This is a genomic window from Hydrosulfovibrio ferrireducens (genome assembly GCF_046883345.1).
In the GTDB taxonomy this organism is placed as follows: domain Bacteria; phylum Desulfobacterota; class Desulfobulbia; order Desulfobulbales; family Desulfurivibrionaceae; genus Thiovibrio; species Thiovibrio ferrireducens.
In genome coordinates, this window is sequence record NZ_JALKCW010000004.1 from 17,536 (window position 1) to 36,914 (window position 19,379).

Consider the following 19,379-nt stretch of genomic DNA (forward strand, 5'->3'; position numbering starts at 1 on the left):
CCCATTCCGGTTAAGCTGTAGTGAGGCTGGCCGTAGGGTCCGCTATCCTTGCAAGGCGGAGGGGCTATGCAGATTGGGAACTGGGAAGAGGCGTATTTGGCGCAGAGTCAGGATGCCGCGGTGGGACGGATGTTTCGCGGGATCATCCATAACCTCGGCGGGATCATCCAGGTTTTTTCCCTGCACACGGATCTTGCCGGCATGATGCTGGACAAGGCCATGGCGGTGCTGGAACAGATGCGCCAGGCCGGACCATCGCCGGAGGTGGATGCCCTGCATGATCTTCTTGCCCGGAGGAGTGAGTCGCTTTCCCAGATGCAGGAAAAGGTGCGGCAGAGTCAGCAGATCCTGCAGCGGACCCTGATCCTGCCGGAGTTTCAGCAGTTGCCCGGCGGCGTTCCCTATACGATCAATTCCGTGATCGAGACCGAGGTGGAGTTTATGTCCGCCAATGCAACTTTTAAGCACAAGGTGCAAAAAAGCATGATCCTGGCCGAGGTGCCCGCCCTGAAACGTTTTCAACTTGAGCTGCACCAGATCATGCATATTCTGCTGGCCAACGGACTGGAAGCCGTGCAGGGGATGGATAACGCGGAGATCACGGTCGAGTCGGCCAGGGAAGGCGAGGGCATCGGCGTGCGGGTGCGGGACAACGGCCCCGGCCTGAGCACCGAGGCTGCGGCGCATCTCTACGAGCCGTTTCATTCCTGCAAAGAAGGGCATCTCGGCCTTGGCTTGTATCTGGCGAAAAAGCTCATTGCCCGCTGCGGGGGGGAGATCTCCTGCGAGAGCAGCCCCGGCCGCACCAGCTTCAGCCTGTTTGTTCCTCCGGAGGCCATGCAGCCATGAGGCAGCCCAGCGGAAAAGAGAACAAGGCGGCCAGCATTGCCACGCCAGGCACCCTGTTTGTGGTGGCAACCCCCATCGGCAATCTGGAGGACATTACCCTCCGGGCCCTGCGCATCCTCCGGGAGGTGGACCTGATTGCCGCCGAGGATACCCGGCACACCAGAAAGCTCCTTAGCCATTTCGATATCCACACCCCGCTGATCAGCTATTACAAGGAAAAAGAGGCGAGCCGCGCCCAGGAGATTGTGGCCCGGCTGCTTTCCGGAGCGCAGGTGGCCCTGGTTTCCGATGCCGGAACCCCGGGCATCTCCGATCCGGGCGGGATTCTGGTGCACAGCGCCCAGGCGCACAACATAGTCGTGGCGCCGGTGCCCGGGGTTTCCGCCCTGGCCACTCTGCTCAGCGTGGCCGGGTTGACCGAGCCCTCCCATCTTTTTCTGGGCTTTCTCCCGGCCAAGGGCACGGAGCGGCGCAAACTCCTGCGGGGTCTCAAAAACGATGTCCACCCTCTGGTCTTTTATGAGTCGCCCCGGCGGATCATCGCCAGCCTTGGCGATTGCCTGGCCGAGCTCGGCGACCGGCGCGCGGTGATCGGCAGGGAACTGACCAAGGTGCATGAGGAAATTAGCTCCGGCGAGCTGGCGCAGCTTCTGGACGGGTACAAGGTCCGGGAGGCGATCAAGGGGGAATTCGTGGTGCTCATCGAAGGCGTGCGTGCCTCCGCCTCGCAGCGGCCGGATAATCTTGAGGATTTGCTGCGCTGGTATCGGGGGCAGGACGGGGTCAGCCTGAAAGACGCGGTGGCGAATATTGCCAAGGATTTGGACCTGTCCCGCTCCGAGGTGTATCAGAAGGCCTTGGCCGTGTGGAAGGAAGCGGAGTGAAGAAGAAAGACGGCGGATCAGCCCAATGGCAGGAGCAGCGCAGATGTGGCAGAAAATAATCTATCTCGCCGCGGCCGGGGCCTGCGGCACCGTGGCCCGGTACGCTCTGTCCGGCCTGATGCAGCGGGTGGCCGGGAGCGGTTTTCCCTGGGGCACTGCTTCGGTGAATGGTTTGGGCTGCCTGCTCTTTGGGGCGATCTGGACCCTGACCAGCGAGCGTTTCGTTGGCAGCGGCGAGCTGCGGCTTGTCCTGCTCACCGGCTTCATGGGCGCCTTTACCACTTTTTCCACCTTTGTCGCCGAAAGCGGACATCTTTTCGCAGACGGCGAGTATGTATACGGGATGGGCAATATCCTGCTGCAGAACGGGGTGGGGTTGGTGCTGTTTTTTCTGGGGATGGCGTTGGGCCGATTGATGTAAGAAATCTGCTTAGCAGAAGCCAGAGGGATATGCTTTTTTCTTCTGTTCATTTCTTTGCTTGCCCAAAGAAACGAACCAAAGAAAGGGCACCCTGTGTCCCTTGTCCCGCCGTTGGCGGGAGGCCCGGAGTTTATGCCCCGCATGGGGTACTCCTCGATGCTGCCGGGGCTTTGCAAACTCGGCTGCGCCTCAAACAGTGCAAAGCCCTTTTTCGGCAGCCTCTCCGGTGCTCGGCTGCGGGCCAATGGGATTTTGACTGCATATGAAGCACAGAACTTGATTGAGATTGCCTGCTAATCACAAAAAGGAGACATGGCCATGGAACTCCCCTCGGAAGCGGAGCTGCTCCGCATCTTTATCGGCGAAACCTCCAAGCTCGGCCAGCGGCCGCTGTACGAACTCATTGTCGAAGAGGCTCGGAAGCGCGGGCTGGCCGGGGCCACGGTCACCCGGGGAATCATGGGGTTCGGCAGGAACAGCCGCATCCACACGGCCAAGATCCTGCGGCTTTCCGAAGACCTGCCGCTGGTCATCGAGATCGTCGACAGTCCTGAGCGGATCGCCGCCTTTCTCCCGGAGCTGGACGCCATGATCGGCGAGGGGATGGTCACCCTGGAAAAGGTCCGGGTGATCTCGTATCGGAGCAAGGAAACGAAGTGATGCGTTAAGGAGTTCAGCCCGAGGGGAGGGAAGAAATGCTTCGCCAGGTTGATCATGCCGCATTGCTGGAGTTCGTGCTCAAGCGGCGCAAGGCCACGGGCGGCTACGGCGCCACCCCGCGGCTGCCCGCCACCATCCAGGACACCTTTCAGGCGGTGGCCATCCGCCTGGTCCTGGGAGAAGAGACACCTACTCCCCAATCCGAACCCGCCCTGGCCGAATACCTTGCCCGGATGCTGGCCGTGCCCTGGCTGGGGATCGACACCACCTTCCGTCTGCTGTTCACCTGCCAGATCTGCGGGCTCGACCTGGATGCTCCGCGGCTGCGCTCCCATCTTGCCGCCTCCCTGAACCGGGATGCTTCCCTGGCCGGTGTCTATTATGTGCGCCGGATAGCCCGGGAGATTCTTGGGGATGAGTCGAGCTTTCGCGGCTCCGGACGGTCGTTGCTGCTGCCTGCCCCTTGCGCGGTGGGGGATGTGGCCCGATATCTGTTCGTGAAAAAGATGGATGGCCAACCGCCCGCAGGTGCGGGGGAACTGGCCGAGTGGCTCCAGCGCTCGCAGAACGGCGATGGCGGGTTCGGGTTTTTTCCGGGAACCACCTCGTTCATCGAGAACTGCCACGCCGCTCTTGCGGGTTTAAGCCTTCTGGGCGCAAGGCCCCTTGATCCGGGCAATCTCAGGGCGTTTCTCCTCAGTTGCCAGACCGGCAGAGGCGGGTTTGGACGGAGTCCCAAGGCCGCGCCGTTCCTTGACGCCTCCTGGCATGGCATTGCCAGTCTTCGTCTGCTTGAGGAGATGGAAAAGCGACCTGTGGGGGGCGTGCCGGATATTTCAAGCCAGCTCAGCCGGTTGGTTCTTTTCGTTTAAGCGTGTTTGCTCTTTGCGGCGCTGGTGTTTGCGGCCTTCACGATGAGCGGAGCACGTTGTATTTTCCCTCCTTTGGTAAAGGGGGAGGGGAAAAAGGGGGTCGCCTGGGGTGGCTTAAAAGAGGAAGTTCAGGATATACGTGCTTGCCGTGAACAGCAGGCACACCACCAGAATCCATTTGATGAACCCCGCGGGCACGAATTTTTGCAGCCGCGCCCCGCAGTACATGCCGGCGAAGCCGCCGATTCCGAAGAGAAAGCCCAAGAGCCAATCCGGGGCAATGACCATGCCCGGGTAGTGGGGCGCCAGCAGTTGGTAAAAGATCACCCCGGCCACCGAGGTGACAAAGGTTCCCATCAATGCGGCCCCGGCCACGGTATAGACCGGCAGGCCGAAGAAGCTGACCAAAAACGGAGCAATGATCGCCCCGCCGCCGATGCCATACACCCCGCCAACCATACCGACAACAAGGCTCAAGGCCATGAGGCCCACACCGTTGACCGTGAAGGTTTCCCCGTAAAAATCGTAAACGAGCCGGGTCGGGGTCCATTGCCGGACCGTGACGCAGGACAGGTGCTCGCAGGAGGCGGCTTCGCTTACGGCAGCCTGGGCTTGTTGTTTGTGCCGCTGCTGGAAACGCTCTTCGGTCGTGGGCGTGTCTCCATTTTTGGGGGTAAAGGCCAAAGTCTTGAGCAGCCGTCCGCCCATATAGAGCAGGACCAACCCGGCAAAGAGCTTGAAGTTTTTCGGGTCAGGCAGGTATTTGATCCGGACGATGGCCCCGACCAGAACGCCGGGCAGGGTGCCGATGATCACGATCCAGGTAAGGGGCCAGAGCATGCGCCCTTCCTTGATGTAACGGTACACGCCGCTGGGGATGGCCACGATATTGAACAATTGGTTGGTGGAGCTGACCGCCGGAGTGGTGAAGCCGAGCACGCTGACCTGAAAGGGCAGCAGGAGGAAGGCCCCGCTCACTCCGCCCATGGAGGTGAACAGGGAGATGGCAAAGGCGACCAGCGGCGGCACCAGCGGGTTGACCTCGATACCGGCAACCGGGAAATACATCAGCGGTTCTCCTTTGCAGGAAGGCTTTTCAGTGTTGCGTCCACCACCTGGCGGACCTCGGCCAGGCATCAGCGGCCGGCGGGGTTTTTTTCCGCGCACCGGCAGCAGCCATTTTTCTTCTCGGCTACAATGCGCTCCATGATCAGCGAGCGGCCATTTTTCACGACATCCTGACGCAGATCCTCTTCGGTGTAACCAAAACAGTAACAGATCAGGCGCGGCATGAAAGTCCTCCTGCGGGATATGGGGTAAGCCGTGGCGGCAGCCGCCGGTCATCCGGGCAGGATGATTTTTTTTCTATACCCCCCGGCGGAGCATTTGTCCAGCCGGGAGCGGATGCGACAATTGTTGCCGGAAGAGCATAAAAAAACCCCCATCCGGAACCTCGCTCCGGATGGGGGTTGCAGCATAGCCAAAAAAAATCAATACACCCAGCGGCCTTTGGTGTAGCGAAAAATCTCCGTGACCTGGATTTCGCTGGCTTGGGTGCCGGGGTGTTCCTTCATTTTTTGCAGGGTATCCCCTTCTTTCTCCATCACTTTCTGGGGATAGCGGAGAATTCCCACATAGGGTGTGGCCTTGGAATCGGTGCCGCGGACTTCCCGTATGCAGTCCGGCCCATAACAAATATAGCGGCCGACCACCCGGTCGTTGGCTGCAGCTTCGGGTTTCACGCCCTGGAGATTCTGCTGGTTGACCTGCTCAAGCCGTGCCATCCAGTTTCTGCTGAAGCCCTCGAAGCTTGTCAGAATGGCAGGCGGCACAACTTCTCCGGCCAGGGCCGGGCTGTGAACAAACAACGGCAACAGCAGGGCCGTGAAAATAAAAATCAGCCAAAGCGGTTGCCGTCCTGGCAGGCAGAAGTGTTTCATGGATATTTTCCGTGAAGGGGCAGCCTCGTTGGCTGCCCCTTACTTGTTGAGTGTCCGGTTATTGCACAAGCTTGAACTCAACCCGCCGGTTGAGTTCCCGGCCGCTTTCCGTTTTGTTGTCGGCCATGGGATGCGTTTCGCCAAGGCCAACTGTGCTGAGTTTAGCCGCATTGACGCCTTTTTTCACCAAGTAATCGTAGACCGCCTTGGCCCGGCGCTCAGAAAGCTTCTGGTTGTATGCGTCGGTGCCCATGGAGCAGGTGTGACCTTCGATCACCACTTTGAGATCCGGCTGTTCCTTCAGAATGCTTTGGGCCACATCCAGCACCGGCATGAATTCCGGCTTGATGACGGCCTTGTCAAAATCAAAGTTGATCCCGCGCAAGACAACGCGTTCTGCCGGTACTGGTTCTGCCGGTACTGGTTTGGCTGCCGGGACTTTTTCCTGGGCTCCCTTTTCCAGGAATACCCTTTCCAGGAAACTGGTCAGTTCCTTGCCGGAAGCCAGGGTGTCCGCGGTGGTGGCAAATCCGCAGCCGCCGGCCTTGGCTATGCCTTCCAGGGCTGCCTTGCCTTTCGGGTTGTTGCCGATCAGCACAGTGTAGATGCAGATTCTGTCGCCATAGGCATTTTTAAGTTCCGCCGCAGCCTTGACGGGGTCTGCGGTATTGGTGTCCAGGCCGTCACTGACCAGAATCACGGCAATACGGCCCTTGCTGTTTTTCAGAGCATCGATCCCGCCGGTGAGGGGCTTGGCCAGGGGAGTGAGCCCCCCTATTTTGGTGGCCATGACCGTTTTGGCAAAGTCAGCGGCGTTGTGGGTTTTCACGCCATAGACGAGATTGCTGTCCCGGAGGTTCGGACCGGTTGACGGGCCGAAGACGATCAGGCCGGAATCCAGTTTCAGGCCTGCAATGGCGCTGTTCATGCGGAGAAGGAGATTTTGCGCCGTGCTGAATTTTTGTACCCCTTCATAGCCGTCGAACATGGTCGAAGAGGCGTCCAGCATAAACAGGGCCGTATCCACTTTCTGCACATAGCCCTGCCCGAGTTTGGCGGCAAGATCTCCGCCGTCGTGGGGGAGATTTGCCTGTTTCGTTCCGCAAGCAGCAAGAAGACCGAGCCCCATCAGGCACAACAGTATTTTCCATTTTTGCATAATAGCTCCTCCTTGTGTTAGGTGTTTGAAGGTAAACTTTATTATCGCTTGGCACGGTGGAAAAAGACAAGCAAAATAACAGGATGCACTTTCATCTCCTGCATAGCGGGGGCGCAGGGAATCGTCTGGCAGAGGGCCGCGCCATCCCGGAACGTGTTCTGGTCGAGCCAACGTTCTCGTTCAGCCGTCAGCTCGCGGATGCAGGTGATCGGCCCGCCGCAGGCGGTTGTTTACCGCGGAACAATGCGGCGGCGGAGTTTCGGTTTTTTGGTGGAGATCGCGCATGGGCACAGGACTCTTGGTCGTTGCCGCAGGTCAATCCGCTTGTTATTCGCGTTGGGCAAGCCAGATCATATGTCTGCTGCCGCCTTTGCGTCCCCGCGCCCGGGCCGCGACCTCTTCCACCGTGAATCCTGCCTGGCGCAGCAGTTTGGAAAAGGCGGGATCGGAAGTGGCGGACCAGATGGCCAGGATGCCCGATGGCTTCAGAGCGGCACGGGCGGCGATCAAGCCCCCCCTGGTATAGAGCCAGTCGTTGCCGGAGCGGGTCAATCCCTCGGGCCCGTTATCCACATCGAGCAGGATGGCATCGTACCCCTGCTGTTCCGTTTTTAAAATTATGGCGACATCGATCACCCGCAGCGAAACCCGACCGTCATCCAGGGGGTTCCCGGCCAGGCCGGCAAGAACCCCCCTGTTCCAGGCCACCACCGCCGGGAGCAGTTCGGCCACCACCACTTCGGCTTGGGCGTTGAGCCGCGACAATGCCGCCGCCGCGGTATAGCCCATGCCCAGACCGCCGATCAGGACCCTGGGGGAGGGGAGCCTGGCAAGCCGTGCACAGGCAAGTTCGGCCAAGGCATCCTCTGAGCCATGAACCCGGCTGTTCATCAGTTCATCGCCATCCACCCGGATGGAAAACTCGGCGCCCCGTCTATATAAGCGCAACGTTTCGGCGCCTCCGGGCACCGGGGCGCTATCCAGCAACTGCCAAGGGATCATGATGGCCTCACGATTTTACCAGTTCTCGCCGAGCAGTTCGAAGTGCGCTTGGGCGTGGGCGCAGGCGGGGCATTCGGCCAGCGCCTCGGTGCCATGGTGCAGATAGCCGCAGTTCCGGCAGCGCCAGACCACCGGGGTGTCCCGTTTGAAAACCCGTCCTCCCAGAATGTTGGCGGCCAGTTCCAGATAGCGTTTTTCGTGTTGTTTTTCGGCCACGGCAATGGCCATGAAGATATCGGCGATTTCGATGAAGCCCTCGTCCTTGGCCACGGTGGCAAAGCCGGGATACATGATGGAGTATTCATGCTTTTCGCCGGCCGCCGCTTCCTTCAGATTGTCCAGGGTGGGGCCGATCATCCCGGCGGGAAAAGCGGCGCTGACCATCACCTCGCCGCCCTGCAGCATCTTGAAGAGCCGCTTGGCATGCTCCTTTTCCTGATTGGCAGTCTCCTCAAAGATGTCGGCAATCTGCACAAAACCGTCCTTTTTTGCCTTGGAGGCAAAGTAGGTGTAGCGGTTGCGCGCCTGGGATTCGCCGGCAAAGGCGGTGAGGATGTTCTTTTCAGTCTGTGAGCCTGGTAGTTTCGCCATGGTGTTTTTCCTTTTTCTTGAATTGTGTTTAAGCAAATGGGGGGTGCGGGCACTCCGTCCGCTGTTCCGGCGCCCGCGCCAGGATATCATTCTGACGCTTGCTGTTTTATTTTCCCGGTCAGGAGCCGGGCAAATCGTTATGTCACCATCAAACAAGGTCGAAGCGGTCCAGGTTCATGACCTTGTTCCAGGCTGCGACGAAGTCGCGCACGAACTTTTCCTTCGCATCGTCCTGGGCATAGACCTCGGCCAGGGCGCGCAACTGCGAGTTGGAGCCGAAAACCAGATCCACGCGGGTACCGGTCCACTTGAGTTCGCCACTCACGCGATCACGGCCCTCGAACACCTCTGGGTCTGCCGGGGTTGCCTTCCAGGTTGTGCCCATGTCGAGCAGATTCACGAAGAAGTCATTGGTGAGCGTCTCCGGCCGCTTGGTGAAGACCCCGTGCCGGGTCTGTCCGAAGTTGGCATGCAAGACGCGCATGCCGCCGACAAGAACCGTCATCTCAGGAGCGGTCAGGGTCAGCAGTTGCGCCCGGTCAACCAGCATCTCCTCCGCCGATACAGCGTATTTGGTTTTCTGGTAGTTGCGGAACCCGTCTGCTTTCGGCTCAAGCACACCGAATGACTTCACATCGGTTTGCTCCTGCAACGCATCCGTGCGTCCCGGGACGAAAGGCACCTCCACTGCGTGCCCGCCAGCCTTGGCCGCCGCTTCGACCGCCGCGCAGCCGCCCAGGACGATCAAGTCGGCAAGCGAAACCTTTTTTTTGCCCGACTGCGCGCTGTTGAACTCCTTCTGGGTTTGCGCAAGGGCTTGCAGCACAGTCGCAAGTTGCTCAGGCTGGTTGACCTTCCAATCCTTTTGCGGGGCAAGACGAATGCGTGCCCCGTTGGCGCCGCCGCGCTTATCGGAATCTCGGAACGTGGCTGCCGACGCCCAGGCGGTGGAAACCAGTTGGGAGACTGACAGGCCCGAGGCAAGGATCTTGGCCTTGAGGTCCGCGATGTCCTTGGCGTCGATCAGCTCATGATCGACTGCGGGCACCGGATCTTGCCAGATCAGTTCCTCCGCCGGGACCTCCGGGCCGAGATAGCGCGAACGCGGGCCCATGTCGCGGTGGGTTAGTTTGAACCACGCCCGGGCAAAGGCATCCGCGAATTCCTCGGGATTTTCGTGGAACCGTTTCGAGATTGGCTTGTAGATCGGATCCATCCGTAGAGAGAGGTCCGCCGTGGTCATCATGGTTGAAACCCGCTTTGACGGATCGTGAGCAGCGGGCGCGAGATCCTTTTCATCCGGATTGACCGGGACCCACTGGTATGCACCGGCGGGGCTTTTTACCAAATTCCAATCATAGCCGAACAGCAGATCGAAATAGCCCATATCCCATTGGGTCGGATTCGACGTCCACGCGCCCTCGATGCCGCTGCTGATCGTATCTCCGCCTTTGCCGCTGCCAAAGCTGCTCTTCCAGCCGAGTCCTTGCTCTTCGATGGAGGCGGCTTCTGGTTCCGGACCCACATGCGACGCCGGGCCAGCGCCGTGACATTTGCCAAAGGTGTGGCCGCCGGCGATGAGGGCCACGGTCTCTTCATCGTTCATGGCCATGCGAGCGAAGGTGGTGCGAACGTCGCCGCCGGAGGCGAGCACATTCGGTTCGCCGTCCGGCCCTTCCGGGTTCACGTAGATCAGGCCCATCTGCACGGCCGCCAGGGGGTTTTCCAGATCCCGGTCGCCGCTGTAACGGCTCTTGGGTTTGTCGCTGGTAGCCAGCCATTCCTCTTCGGAACCCCAGTAGACGTCCTCTTCCGGCTCCCAGATGTCCTCGCGGCCGCCGCCGAAACCGAAGGTCTTGAAGCCCATGGACTCAAGGGCGCAGTTGCCGGCGAGGATCATCAGGTCGGCCCAGGAGATCTTGTTGCCGTATTTCTGCTTGATCGGCCAGAGCAGACGGCGCGCCTTGTCCAGGTTCACGTTGTCCGGCCAACTGTTGAGGGGCGCAAAGCGCTGGTTACCCGAACCGCCTCCGCCGCGGCCGTCGCCCATGCGGTAGGTCCCGGCGCTGTGCCATGCCATCCGGATGAAGAGCCCGCCGTAATGGCCCCAGTCGGCCGGCCACCACTCCTGCGAGTCGGTCATCAGCCCGTACAGATCTTTTTTTACGGCGGCCAGATCGAGCTTCTTGAATTCTTCCGCGTAGTTGAAATCCTCACCCAGGGGATTGGATTTGGCGGAATGCTGGTGCAGAATATGAAGGTTCAACTGGTTCGGCCACCAGTCCCGGGTGGACATGCCGCCGCCGGCTATTTGTTTGCTGGTTTTGCCTGTTACCGGGCACTTGCTGTTTTCGCTCATCTTCGTTCTCCTGTGAGGTTGAAGGGTGCAAAGCTAACAAAGGGGTTGCAGGGGCTTGGCTACGTTCTTTTGCGGCATAACCCGCGCGTCAAAATTCCCGCGCGCCATCTTGATACATTGGACTTCCTTATTAATAAGATACCGAGTTGATCAATTTGATAATTCCCTTAATGGCTGAGATACAAGAAGCATTATTATGATCTTGTACTATTTAAGAATTATTCTTATTGAAGGCAACAAAAAAACGACTTTAGTGTTTTTTTTCTTTTTTGAGGCATGCTGTGCAGATTCCCTCGGCCACGATATTCCTCGTCTGGATAGCGCCCCATGCTTCCAATTCCGGGGGCAGGAGCATGGTGTCAAACGATTTCCAGGTGAAATCTTCGATTGTCTGGCATTTTTTACAGATCAGATGATGATGGGCCCCGTAGTCCGATTCAAACCGGGTGAGCCCTTCGGAGGTCTGGATGCGGTTTGTCATTCCGGCTTCTTCCAGCAAGGCAAGGGTCCGGTAGACGGTATCCAGTGAGATGGTGGGGATGCGTTTCCGCACTCGCAAAAAAAGAGCTTCGACGGTGGGATGATCCTTGGAGGTGAGCAGCTCGCGATAGATTTCCAGCCGCTGGTGGGTCATTTTAAGACCCTTTTTCCGGCAGAACTTTTCAAAATCGGTAAACCGAGAATGCAGGGATTGTTCATCCTGGTCGAGCATGGAGATACCTCTCTCGGGGAAAAGACTTCGAGAATTTAGTTTAGTATAATTGTTGCCCTTCTCTTGGTCAAGGGCGTTGCACCTTGGCCTGTGGCCAAGCGAAATGGTTTTTCGCCGCGGCACGATCCGGAAAAAACGAATAGTCGAGTGATCTAAAGACGATATCGTCTTCTTCCGGTCGGCTCGTTTATTTCGCTTTGCGGATGTCCGGTCTGAATATTACAGTATGAGGAGAAACAGAGGGCGTGTTAGGCAAGGCGAATTGGTCCTGCCATCGTGTTGCGGCCAACACAGTAGGGCGGAACAATGAAAAAGGTGATTACTTCCGAAAAAACCGCGATCAAGCTCTGGCTCGACGACATGGACTCCGGAGCCTTGGCCCAGGTCAAAAATCTTGCCAATCTGCCCTTTGTTTTCAGGCATGTCGCCGTGATGCCCGATGCCCATCAAGGGTATGGCATGCCCATCGGCGGGGTCATGGCCTCGGAAGAGATGGTCATCCCCAATGCGGTTGGCGTTGACATCGGCTGCGGCATGTGCGCCGTGCGCACCTCCCTTACCACCCTGTCCACGGAAAAATTGAAAGCAGTCCTGGCCGAGATCAGACGGACCATCCCCCTTGGCTTCAAGCACCATAACACGGCGCAGGACCGCAGGCTCATGCCCAAGTCCGAGATACCCTTGGAGGAACTGACGGTTATCGCCCGGGAATACAGCAGCGCCCTCACCCAGCTTGGCACCCTGGGCGGCGGCAACCATTTCATCGAAATCCAGAAGGGCAATGACGGCCATGTCTGGCTGATGGTGCATTCCGGCAGCCGCAATCTCGGCTTTAAGGTTGCCAACTATTACAATCGCTTGGCCATGGAGCTGAACAGGAAGTGGGGCTCCAAGATTCCGCCGAACTGGCAATTGGCCTTTTTGCCCATCAACAGCCCGGCCGGGCAGATCTATTTGCATGAAATGCGCTTCTGCGTCGAGTTCGCCTATGCCAACCGGAAGATGATGATGGAGCGGGTCAAGGATGCTATCCTCTCCGTGGTGCAGCCGGTAACCTTTGAGCCGATGATCAATATCGCCCATAATTACGCCGCCATGGAGGAGCATTTCGGTAAAAATGTCATAGTCCATCGCAAGGGTGCGACCCGGGCCCAGGCAGGGGAGATCGGCATTGTCCCGGGCTCCCAGGGCACGCCCAGCTATATCGTGCGGGGCAAGGGCAACAAGGAGAGCTTCGAGTCGTGCGCCCACGGCGCGGGCAGAAAGATGGGCCGCAAGCAGGCCCAGCGGCAGTTGGATCTGGCTCAGGAAAAAAAGCGCTTGGACGAGCAGGGGATTATCCATGCCATCCGCTCGGTCAGCGATCTGGAAGAAGCGGCCGGCGCCTACAAGGACATCGACGAGGTTATCGACAATCAGCTCGATCTGGTGGAGGTGTTGGTGGAATTGCGCCCCCTGGCGGTGGTTAAGGGGTAAGCGATCGAGTTTCCTTTTTCTTCTGCATGATCCTTTCCAGCTCGCCGCCGTCGACGATCTCCTGCCGGATCAGAATACTGGCCAGGGTGTCGATCTGCCGCCAGTTGGCTTCCACCAGTTCCCCGGCTTTTCGCGTGGCCTTGTCGATCCAGAGGCGAACCTGGCGCTCCACCACCTCCCGGAAAAACTCTTTGTTCACGTTGCGGCTCAGGGTGTCGGTGTGGACAAATCCCAGCTCCTCATCCATGCCTAAATTGGCGATGGCGGTGTAGGCCTGGTGCGTCGCCTCCTCAAGATCGCCGGCCGCGCCGGTGTCCATGCCCTTGGCCCCGAATTTTTTCATGCTCGCCGTTCTGCCGGCCATGAGCACGCAGATGTTGTTGAATACCTCTTCTTTCGAGAGGTTGCTGGGGAAATCCTCGATGCTGTACGAGATGAAGCCCAAAACCCGCAAGCGCGGGGCAATGGTCACCTGCTCGATTTTGGTGTTTGGCAGCAGCAGATAGGAGAGCACCGCATGCCCGGCCTCGTGGAAGGCGGTCAGGCGCAGGTCTTCCTCCAGGTTGCGGATCTGGGTTTTTTCCAGTTTCGAGCCGTACTTGATGATGTTGATCTGCTCGATGAGGATCTCCTCGGTGATGCACTTCAGTCCGTGGCGGATGGCGTGGAGCGAGGCCTCCTTGCCGATGCGCTGCAGCTCGTAGCCGTTCATTCCCGAAATGTAGCGCACCACCTTGTCCACATCGATCTTGCCGTTGTTGGGCTTTTTCAGGATCTGTTCGATGAAGAAGCGCCGCGCTTCCCGGTCCAGCTCCGGCGCCTCGACAAAGGTGTCGATGCGGTCAGGTTCGATGAGCAGTGGCGGGACCTCCTCGCGGCTCACCGCCGTGATCACGGTGAACACCGATTCCTCCGGATCGTCGGAAAGGGCGTCGATCTCAAGAGCGATCTGGTCGGAGGGCACGCTGGTCAGCACCCCTTCCAGCAAAGCCTTGATGTCGATGCCGTCCAAAAAAACGATGCTGGGTGCGTATTCCCGCGCCTTGAGATAGACCAGCCTGAGGTATTCGGAGTCAAACAGCTCGGTGCGGGAAACATAGATATAGGGCCGGCCGGCCTCCCGGGCAAAGGCTTTGCCCAGCAAGGTTTTTCCCACCCCCGGCGGTCCGTGGAGCAACATGCCCTTGGGCATGCTGATGGAGAATTTTTTCACCAGCTCGGGTTTTCTCAGGGTGTTGATGATCTGCTTCAGAGTGGTTTTGGTCTGGCGGTTGCCGGCAATGTTTTCAAAGCCAATCTCGGAAAATTCGATGGCCGGGCGTTCGCCGCGCAACAGCCCCTTGCTCGCGGGCAGCGCCCGAATTTCCGCCCGGCTCAGGCTGAAAATGAGGCGGTCTCTCCGCTGGTATTCCTTCCAGGTCAGCTCCACGGTTTGGTTGTTCTTGTAGATCTGGGGCAGGAGCTGCTCGCCTGCCTCCGAGAGCTTGCGCAGCGAGGCCTCGGCCTTTTTCGTTACCTTGAAGGCAATCCGGGCCGGGGCGACTGGCAAGTGTCGCAGACACCGGGTGATCTTGAAAAGCACCTCGTCGGGCAGCTTCTGCTTCACCTTTTTGGCGGTAATCGCCGGGCCAAGGGCGAGCACCAGAAGGGTGACCAGATCCGTGAGTTCCGGGAATTCAAGCGCAATACCCTTTTCCCTGAAATGGCCACCCAACCGCAACAGGGAATCGGTGCCGATGCGGACCATGGCCTTGATGCCCAGCCGGTTGAAAAGGATGATGTAGTTTTGGGCCAGGGTGGCCAGGAGCTTCGGGGTGATCGCCTCCTGAATCACCTCGCCTGCCACCTTCTTTTCCTTGGCGATTGTTTCCATGATCAGTCCCTGGGCCCTGGCCTTGCTGCGCCGGAAGGTGGCCAGGAACTCCTTGCTCTGGTACAGCACGCTGCCCAGGGTGGAGGTGAAGATGAAGATCACCTCCCGGCAGTTGATGCCGCTGTCCGGGTCCTCTTTGCTGATCAGGTCGAGCAGCGCCATCTGCATCTGGTTGCTCGCCATTTCGATGGATTCAAAGAGGATGATGGCGCGGGGGGTGGCGCGGAGAAAGCGGATCAGTTCGCCTTCCTTGATTTCCTCGCCCACCACCTGGGGAGCGAGGAGCTGGTCAGCGTTTTCCGCTTCGCTGTAGCGTTCGAGGTCAAAATGTTTGAAGCCCTCATACTCCTTGAGCATGGAGCAAAGCACCCGGGCCAGATAGATTTTGCCCACGCCCGGGGGGCCGAGGAAGGTGAAAATCGCCTTGGGCGGCGCCTCCTTGGGCGGGCGGAATGCCATGTGGATGAAGGCGTCCACCACCTCGTCGACGGCATCGTCCTGGTCGAGAACGGTCTTTTTCAATGCCCGGCGGATGGCCTCGAACTGCTTGAGCTGGTTTTTTGGGGGGATGGGACGTGGCAAGAGCTTTCTCCCTCAATGGTTTTCAGGCGGGTTCTTCCTTGCGGCCTGCCAAAGCGGCAAGTCCAGGTGCGCGCCAACGAGGCGAGTTGGTAAGAAAAAACGGATGCTCTCCTTACTCTAGGGAAAAAGGGGGCTGGGAGTCAACTGGTTCCGCTCTTTTCCCTGCCCCGAGTTGATGATGGTTCCCTCCGGCGTAGCGCATTGTGAGTTCGTAAAGCTGGAGATCCTTGCCTCGGCGAAGCTTGCAGCCCGTCGGCTGGAGCCGTTTTTGCAAAATTTTACGCTGGAGGGGGAAATCGACGAGGATACTGCTTTGCGGGTTGCATATGTGAAAAATTTTGTGCGCTCAATCGATTGGGTTCAGGACAATGTCCACCTGCAAGAATCAGTATGTGCTTGACTGAGAAGTCTCCGGGCAAGCGCGAAGAGCCTGGGCGCTTATTTTACAGGCACCAGGTCGATGATGGTCACCTCCGGCGGAGCCAGGAAGCGGATGGGCGGCCCCCAAGTGCCGGTGCCGGGACTCGGGTAGAGAAAGCCGCTGGTAAGGCGCGTGAGCCGGCCGGCTGTGTGGGGATACAGGAACCAGGTGAGCAGGTTGAAGGGAAAAATCTGGCCCTTGTGGGTGTGGCCGGAAAGCTGGAGATCGAAAAGACCCAGGCTTGCCGGGTTAAGATCCGGGCGGTGTTTGAGCAGGATGGTGAAATTTTCTCTGGGTTGGGCGGAAAGAAGATCGCCTTCCGGCTTGGCCGGTTTTTTGTCAAAGAGTGTGACGGTCGGATCGTCCACCCCGACGAACGTGATGCCTCCGGCCACTACTGCCTGATCGTGCAGCAGGGTGAAGCCCGATTTTTCGGTAAAGTCCAGGGCATCCTGCAACCCGGCGTAAAATTCATGGTTGCCGGTAATGGCAAATTTGCCCAAGGGCGGCCTGATTGCCGCCAGCAATGCAGCCTCCGCGCCGAGGTGGTTGAGCTGGCCGTCAAGCAGGTCGCCTGTCGAAACCAGAATATCGGGCTGCGCTTCCTGTATTCGGGCGAGGATCCGGCTGAGCCTGTCCTCCCGCACGATAAGGCCAAGATGCACATCCGAAATCTGGGCAATGCGTATCTTGCCTGGGATCTGAGTAATCTTGGGACTGGCGATTTCGATCCGTTGCAGGCGGATGTCCTTTGCCTCGAAAATCCCGTAGCCGTAAATCGCAACCACCAGCATCGCCTGTATGGCAAAGATCCGGCGCGGCGACAGAGTTGAGTGGAAAAGCCTTTGGTTCAGGATTTTTTCCATTGACTGCACGGCAAAGCGGGCCGTATCAATCGCTACGGAAAAGGTCAGGAAGAGAAAAAGCAATCCCATCCAACTGAAGCTGGCATAGGCCCAGAATCGGGCTCCTGTCTCAATTCCCGCCCGTTCGGCCACCCGGACCATAATCGGCGCTGCGATCATGATCGCCATGAACAGGGCTATGCCGCGCGTGGTCTTTTTGCCGGGCTGAAAGGCCAAGCCGATCTTGCGCAAGGCATAGTAGTGGGCGAGAGGATAGATGGAAAGATACAGAAGCAGGAAACGGAGCATGCTTTTTTTCATCCCCCAGATTGATTTGAACAAGCGGAGTCAGGAGATGTTGATTATAAACATTCCCAACGGGCAAGGCAATTTTTCCCTGATTGAAGCAGCGTATTTCACTTGGCAGATCACGGCATCATTAGGTAGAGTAAATGGGCGGTCATCATCCGGACCCAGGCCGGGTCAGCCCGGCGACCACCCCGGTGACGGCTTATCACATAACAGGATAAACCCATGCAAGAAAACTCGCCATCGCCGATGGTGCTGCGTTATTTTCTGATTCTCTTCCTTGCCTCGATCCTCTTGGTCGGGTGGTTGTTCCGGCCTTTTTTGTCGATCCTGATCCTCTCCTACCTGCTGACCAGCGTTTTTCTGCCGACCTACAAGCTGCTCAACCGCAAACTCTCGGATTTTTTCGCCTCGTTTTTGACCTGCGTCCTGGTGATGCTGCTGGTTTTCATTCCTCTGGTCTTTTTTACCACCGCTTTGGTCCAGGAGGCCCAGCATCTGTATGAATGGGGCCGGGGGTCGGGTGTCAATCTCGCCCTCAAGCTCCGCGCCTTTCAAGAAAGCGCGCTGTTTTTTGGCCTGCAGGAGATCGCCGCCATCCTGGGTTTTTCCCTGGAAGCGGAAGACGTCACCCGGGCGTTCGCCGACTTGGTCCGGTCGGTCGGGCTTTTCTTTTACAGCCATGCGGGCAACTGGGCCGGCAATATCATGATGTTTCTTTTCAACTTCTCGCTGATGCTTCTCACCATCTTCTTCCTGTTGATCGAGCAGGACCGGTTGCTCAGCTATATTCTGCGGCTCTCTCCCCTGCCCGAGGTTCAGGGCCGGCGCCTGTTCGCCAAGTTCGACGAAATCACTGGCGCGGTGCTGATCGGCAACGGGATCTGCTCGATAATCCAGGGGGTGCTGGGCGGCATCATCTTTGCCGTGTTTTCCTTGGGGCCGCCGGTGCTTTGGGGGCTGATCATGGCGGTGCTGGCTTTTCTGCCCATCGTCGGCATCGGCCTGGTGCTGGTGCCCGCCGCCCTGGTCCTCGCTTTTAAGGGCAATATGGCCGGCGCAATTATCCTCACGGCTCTGTATGGGGTTATCACGATCATCATTGAGTACTTCATGAAGGCGAAGATGGTGGGCGATCGGGTCAGGATGCATATTCTGCTGGCTTTTCTCGGCATGATCGGAGGATTGAGCGCCTTCGGCCTTCTCGGCATCATCTACGGCCCTTTGATCATTACCGCCTTTCAGACCTTGGCGGAATTTTATCTCGGCAGCTACGAGCGCTATGTGAAAAATCTCAACGCGGATTGATTCCTCTCCCCTCACGGACCCTGATTTCGCGGCCTGCGGTTTTACTGCCGGGGAGAAGAATACAAGCTGTTCCTGATCAGGTGGAAGGCGTAGAAGGCAACGACAGGGGATGTTTGAAAGGATCCGCGAGCAGAACTCGGAGTATGTTTTTCATCGCGGCTTGATGTGGACAAGGTGCTGCCGGAGAAAACCGGCAACACCCGTGGTCCGCGCGATTTCTCCCGGCAGCCTGAACAGGCCTCACTTGCGGCCGGTCACCTCGGCATTCTCGATAATAACGCCGTAGCGGTATCCCGCGCCGAAGTCACGGTTGCGGGAAAGATTTCCTGTGATGGTGACCACCTCCCCGACTTCAGGCAGCGAATCGGTGGTGACTACCAGATCGTTGGTTCCGGCCGCCTGGTTGCCGGTGCCGTCTTGCAGATGCAGCCAGTTCTTGCCCAGGATGCCGCGGTTGACCTTGACCACCTTGGCTTGTACCACCACCGGCTTATTCTCCAGGGAATCTTTTTTTTCAAAAATCTCGCCGATGGTTTGCGCATTGGCCCCCCCGGCCTTGCTCACCGTGATTGCCGTAACCGGAGCGGCAACGGCGGCGGGGGGCGCGGCAACAGCGGCTCCGGCGGATGCAAGCCCCGGCGAAAAAACAATGCTGTCGAATGACCGATTCAGCGAGGCGCTTTTGAAATTGCTCATCGCCATGCCCGGCTGGCAAGCGATATCACTGCCCACCGAGATCGCGCTCTGAGGCAGGGCCACCCAGGTTGTGACGCCGTTCTTGTCCACCAGGGCATAGGTATACCCGCCGCTGTTCATGGTTTCAACCACCTTGCCCGAGACCTTTTGCGCCGTCGGGCTGCTATTCCCCACCATTCCCGATCCGTCACCGTTGGGCGAAAAAGCTCCGGCCTGCGGGAGGTTCCACAGGAGCAGGGAAGCGGCGAGCGCCAGACCGAGGCGAAATGTCATTCTCTTGCGTGCATGCATGGGGTGAGACCTCTTCAAATATTTCAGGGGGAAGCCGTGCCGATGGCAATTTGAGCCAATCCGGCAGGTGCATTTTTTAACTGTACGATGTTTTTCAAAAGTTGCTCATAATAACGTCAGGCCCTGGCC

General features: G+C 58.5%; 19 protein-coding genes. 8 read left to right on the forward strand and 11 right to left on the reverse strand.

Annotated features, from left to right (window positions below; genetic code table 11):
• Positions 1-66: 66 nt before the first annotated feature.
• From MWR57_RS00675 to MWR57_RS00695, 5 genes are all read left to right on the forward strand, one after another.
• Positions 67-849, forward strand: coding sequence for an ATP-binding protein (locus MWR57_RS00675; protein ID WP_423122851.1), 783 nt, complete (start codon positions 67-69; stop codon positions 847-849).
• Positions 846-1,733, forward strand: a complete 888-nt coding sequence (gene rsmI / locus MWR57_RS00680; protein ID WP_423122852.1) for a 16S rRNA (cytidine(1402)-2'-O)-methyltransferase — start codon at positions 846-848, stop codon at positions 1,731-1,733. Before MWR57_RS00675 ends, rsmI begins: the two co-directional genes overlap by 4 nt.
• A gap of 43 nt (positions 1,734-1,776) precedes the next feature.
• On the forward strand, positions 1,777-2,154 hold the full coding sequence (locus MWR57_RS00685) for a fluoride efflux transporter FluC (protein WP_423122853.1): 378 nt from the start codon (positions 1,777-1,779) through the stop codon (positions 2,152-2,154).
• A gap of 318 nt (positions 2,155-2,472) precedes the next feature.
• Complete coding sequence (locus tag MWR57_RS00690; protein WP_423122854.1) at positions 2,473-2,814, forward strand: DUF190 domain-containing protein; 342 nt, start codon at positions 2,473-2,475, stop codon at positions 2,812-2,814.
• 35 nt (positions 2,815-2,849) lie between these two features.
• Complete coding sequence (locus MWR57_RS00695; protein ID WP_423122855.1) at positions 2,850-3,686, forward strand: prenyltransferase/squalene oxidase repeat-containing protein; 837 nt, start codon at positions 2,850-2,852, stop codon at positions 3,684-3,686.
• 114 nt (positions 3,687-3,800) lie between these two features.
• On the opposite strand, the gene MWR57_RS00700 is transcribed toward MWR57_RS00695, so the two are convergent.
• The 8 genes from MWR57_RS00700 to MWR57_RS00735 all read right to left on the reverse strand — a co-directional run bounded on the left by MWR57_RS00700 (position 3,801) and on the right by MWR57_RS00735 (position 11,449).
• A complete protein-coding gene (locus MWR57_RS00700; protein ID WP_423122856.1) occupies positions 3,801-4,754 on the reverse strand; it encodes a sulfite exporter TauE/SafE family protein in 954 nt (317 codons plus the stop codon).
• Positions 4,755-4,822: 68 nt separating this feature from the next.
• Positions 4,823-4,978 carry a bacterioferritin-associated ferredoxin gene (locus MWR57_RS00705; RefSeq protein ID WP_423122857.1) on the reverse strand — a complete coding sequence of 52 codons (156 nt, stop codon included), beginning with the start codon at positions 4,976-4,978 and terminating at the stop codon, positions 4,823-4,825.
• Between the two features lie 198 nt (positions 4,979-5,176).
• Positions 5,177-5,626, reverse strand: coding sequence for a hypothetical protein (locus tag MWR57_RS00710; protein WP_423122858.1), 450 nt, complete (start codon positions 5,624-5,626; stop codon positions 5,177-5,179).
• A gap of 58 nt (positions 5,627-5,684) precedes the next feature.
• Positions 5,685-6,785, reverse strand: a complete 1,101-nt coding sequence (locus tag MWR57_RS00715) for an OmpA family protein (protein ID WP_423122859.1) — start codon at positions 6,783-6,785, stop codon at positions 5,685-5,687.
• 327 nt (positions 6,786-7,112) lie between these two features.
• Positions 7,113-7,787, reverse strand: coding sequence for a polyamine aminopropyltransferase (locus MWR57_RS00720; protein WP_423122860.1), 675 nt, complete (start codon positions 7,785-7,787; stop codon positions 7,113-7,115).
• 15 nt (positions 7,788-7,802) lie between these two features.
• Positions 7,803-8,378 carry a rubrerythrin gene (gene rbr, locus MWR57_RS00725; protein WP_423122861.1) on the reverse strand — a complete coding sequence of 192 codons (576 nt, stop codon included), beginning with the start codon at positions 8,376-8,378 and terminating at the stop codon, positions 7,803-7,805.
• A gap of 148 nt (positions 8,379-8,526) precedes the next feature.
• The gene (gene katG, locus MWR57_RS00730) at positions 8,527-10,737 is read right to left on the reverse strand and encodes a catalase/peroxidase HPI (RefSeq protein ID WP_423122862.1); all 2,211 of its coding nucleotides are present in this window, start codon (positions 10,735-10,737) and stop codon (positions 8,527-8,529) included.
• A gap of 250 nt (positions 10,738-10,987) precedes the next feature.
• Complete coding sequence (locus MWR57_RS00735; RefSeq protein ID WP_423122863.1) at positions 10,988-11,449, reverse strand: Fur family transcriptional regulator; 462 nt, start codon at positions 11,447-11,449, stop codon at positions 10,988-10,990.
• Positions 11,450-11,755: 306 nt separating this feature from the next.
• On the opposite strand from MWR57_RS00735, the gene MWR57_RS00740 reads away from it, so the two are divergent.
• On the forward strand, positions 11,756-12,925 hold the full coding sequence (locus MWR57_RS00740) for an RtcB family protein (protein ID WP_423122864.1): 1,170 nt from the start codon (positions 11,756-11,758) through the stop codon (positions 12,923-12,925).
• Here the strand turns inward: MWR57_RS00740 and MWR57_RS00745 are convergent.
• The gene (locus MWR57_RS00745) at positions 12,915-15,380 is read right to left on the reverse strand and encodes an AAA family ATPase (RefSeq protein WP_423122865.1); all 2,466 of its coding nucleotides are present in this window, start codon (positions 15,378-15,380) and stop codon (positions 12,915-12,917) included. The two genes, MWR57_RS00740 and MWR57_RS00745, sit on opposite strands and share 11 nt — an antisense overlap.
• Before the next feature lie 175 nt (positions 15,381-15,555).
• Between MWR57_RS00745 and MWR57_RS00750 the strand changes: the two genes are divergently transcribed.
• Entirely contained in the window at positions 15,556-15,780 is a 225-nt protein-coding gene (locus tag MWR57_RS00750) for a hypothetical protein (RefSeq protein ID WP_423122866.1), read from the forward strand.
• Between the two features lie 38 nt (positions 15,781-15,818).
• Here MWR57_RS00750 and MWR57_RS00755 read toward each other — a convergent pair whose 3' ends face one another.
• On the reverse strand, positions 15,819-16,955 hold the full coding sequence (locus MWR57_RS00755; RefSeq protein WP_423122867.1) for a metallophosphoesterase: 1,137 nt from the start codon (positions 16,953-16,955) through the stop codon (positions 15,819-15,821).
• A gap of 225 nt (positions 16,956-17,180) precedes the next feature.
• On the opposite strand from MWR57_RS00755, the gene MWR57_RS00760 reads away from it, so the two are divergent.
• Positions 17,181-18,263 (forward strand): AI-2E family transporter, encoded by a 1,083-nt coding sequence (locus tag MWR57_RS00760; protein ID WP_423122868.1) that lies wholly within the window; start codon positions 17,181-17,183, stop codon positions 18,261-18,263.
• Between the two features lie 240 nt (positions 18,264-18,503).
• Here MWR57_RS00760 and MWR57_RS00765 read toward each other — a convergent pair whose 3' ends face one another.
• Positions 18,504-19,232: a hypothetical protein gene (locus tag MWR57_RS00765; protein WP_423122869.1), complete on the reverse strand. Its 729-nt coding sequence runs from the start codon at positions 19,230-19,232 to the stop codon at positions 18,504-18,506.
• Positions 19,233-19,379: the final 147 nt, after the last annotated feature.